We start from the raw sequence: 2,379 nt of genomic DNA, 5'->3' as shown, positions 1-2,379 counted from the left end.
AGCGGCCTCGACGTACTGGACCCCGGACCCACCCGGGCCGCCCGGGTTGATGAACAGGCTGCCCCGATGGATCGAACCGGTGGCCACATGCTTACTTCATGGCAATCTCAATGGTCTGACCATCGGGGCTGGGAGTAATCCAACGGCACCTTCACCTTGGCGCACTTGAAGGCCGTCGCCTCCGCAGACTTCTCCATCCCACCGGTGGCACCGCAGTCGTACCACTCCACCGTCTGACCGTAGAAAGACTCCAACCCCTTGGGAACCGCAGCCTTCACAGCCACAGCCGGAGCCGCCGGCACCGCGACAGCAGGAACCGCACCGGCCCCCACCCCCAAACACACACCGGACACAGCAGCCAGCACCCCAGCAGCCAATCGACGACGCAACGATGCGACAGCTCGTCGCCGACATCCTCTCAAGACGATCGCCGGTGTACTTCTCCCTTTTCCCGCATGACGCTTCGACCGTATTTTCATGTGAGTTATTTTACCGATAAGTAGCATCCTCCGGAAGGTTGGCGTCCCACAGACCACCACCAGCCCTTGAGCGCCATCGTGGTCGGGGACATCCGAGCTCGGATGTCCCCGACCACGATGATCAGTGGTGTCACGTAACAGGCGATCGGCGACGAGTCAGTAAAGAGTCACTGAAGAGTTACTGAAGAGTTACTGACTCCTCATCGATTCATTCCTTGCCGCGGCAGGTCAGGTCCTTCTTGGGCATGGTGCCGGTGAGCAGGTAGGTGTCGACCGCCTTGGTGATGCAGGGTCCGTGACCGGCATTGGCGTAGGCCGTGTGCCCGTTGCCCTCCCAGGTGAGGAGCTGGCCCGATTCCAGCTGGCCTGCAAGGGCCTTGGCCCACTCGTAGGGGGTTGCGGGGTCTCCAGTCGTCCCGATGACGAGGATCGGTGCGGCACCCTTGGCATGGAGTGCTTTGGGGGGCTGGGTACCGGTGTGGCCCCAGGACTGGCAGGCCAGGTCAGAGATGACCGCCGTCTGCCCGAAGTGTGGAGCCACCTGTTCCATCTCCTGGTCTCGTGCCGCCCAGGAGGTCATATCGCCCTCGACCTGGTAGTCCAGACAGTTGATGGCAAGACGCGCGAGAGTGCTGTTCGAGCCCGCTGATTGGAACCGATCGAGTATTGACCGGATCATCGAGCCGTCATGGTGCACGATGGCCTGGGTGAGGGCCTGGTTCAGGACGGGCCAATCCTGTTCCGAGAAGTACATGTACTGGGTGACGACGCCTTTGATGTCGGTCCCGGTCACCGAGCGGTTCGGGTCGGAGGTCGGCAGGGGCGACTGGTCGGCGGAGGAGAAGAGGTCAGAGATCTGTTGAACCCCGGCATCAGTCCCGCCCGATAGCGGGCAGTCTGCAGCGCCCTGGCACCACTCGACGTAGGTTCGCAGTGAATGCTCAAAGCCTATGACTTGTCCACGCCTGCTCTCATAGAGCGTGAGGCTGGGGTCCATGGCGCCGTCGAGGACCATGCGGCCGGTGTTGGATGGGAAGAGCTCGGCGTAGTGGGCGCCCAGGTAGGTGCCGTAGGAGAAACCGGCGTAGTCGAGTTTCTCGTTGCCGGACAGGGCCCGCAGAATATCGAGGTCGCGGACCGCCGATACGGTGTCCACGTGATCGAGGAGCCCGGCCGGTTTAGTGTTGGCGGCGCACTGGGCCTCTACCTGCTTATACTCGTCAGCAATGCGAGGGGCCGCGTCTTCAAAGCTGGTACCCGATGCTGCTGCGTCCACCTCGGGAGACTTCTCCTTGTAATCGTTATTCGCTCCGCCATCCACCGGCGACGGAGGAGTGTCGGCCTGTGGCGCCCCAACCCCGGCAGCCGGAGCCGCAGCCGCGTCGTTCGCAGCGGCGCAGGTAATGGGGGTCGAGGATCCGACGCCGCGGGGGTCGAAACCGATGATGTCGTAGGAGCCCTGCACACCGGCGAAGCCCGTCTCCGCAGCGGCCTCGACGTACTGGACCCCGGACCCACCCGGGCCGCCCGGGTTGATGAACAGGCTGCCCCGATGGATCGAACCGGTGGCCACATGCTTCTTCATGGCAATCTCAATGGTCTGACCATCGGGCTGGGAGTAATCCAACGGCACCTTCACCTTGGCGCACTTGAAGGCCGTCGCCTCCGCAGACTTCTCCATCCCACCGGTGGCACCGCAGTCGTACCACTCCACCGTCTGACCGTAGAAAGACTCCAACCCCTTGGGAACCGCAGCCTTCACAGCCACAGCCGGAGCCGCCGGCACCGCGACAGCAGGAACCGCACCGGCCCCCACCCCCAAACACACACCGGACACAGCAGCCAGCACCCCAGCAGCCAATCGACGACGCCCGGCACCCCGAGCGCTTTCGGCTCGCCC

The 2,379-nt window shown here is 63.6% G+C and carries 1 protein-coding gene and 1 pseudogene; both read right to left on the bottom strand.

Translation table 11 applies throughout. The features are described from left to right. Positions 1-365 (bottom strand): annotated as a pseudogene (locus HMPREF0975_RS15905) (alpha/beta hydrolase); the annotation flags it as partial. Positions 366-687: 322 nt separating this feature from the next. Next, the gene (locus tag HMPREF0975_RS14180) at positions 688-2,340 is read right to left on the bottom strand and encodes an alpha/beta hydrolase (RefSeq protein WP_049939994.1); all 1,653 of its coding nucleotides are present in this window, start codon (positions 2,338-2,340) and stop codon (positions 688-690) included. Between the last annotated feature and the right edge of the window lie 39 nt (positions 2,341-2,379).

The organism is Actinomyces sp. oral taxon 849 str. F0330 (assembly GCF_000239715.1).
Classification (GTDB): domain Bacteria; phylum Actinomycetota; class Actinomycetes; order Actinomycetales; family Actinomycetaceae; genus Actinomyces; species Actinomyces johnsonii.
Note: the sequence above shows the minus strand (reverse complement) of the source record. Positions and strands in the feature narration are given on the sequence as shown.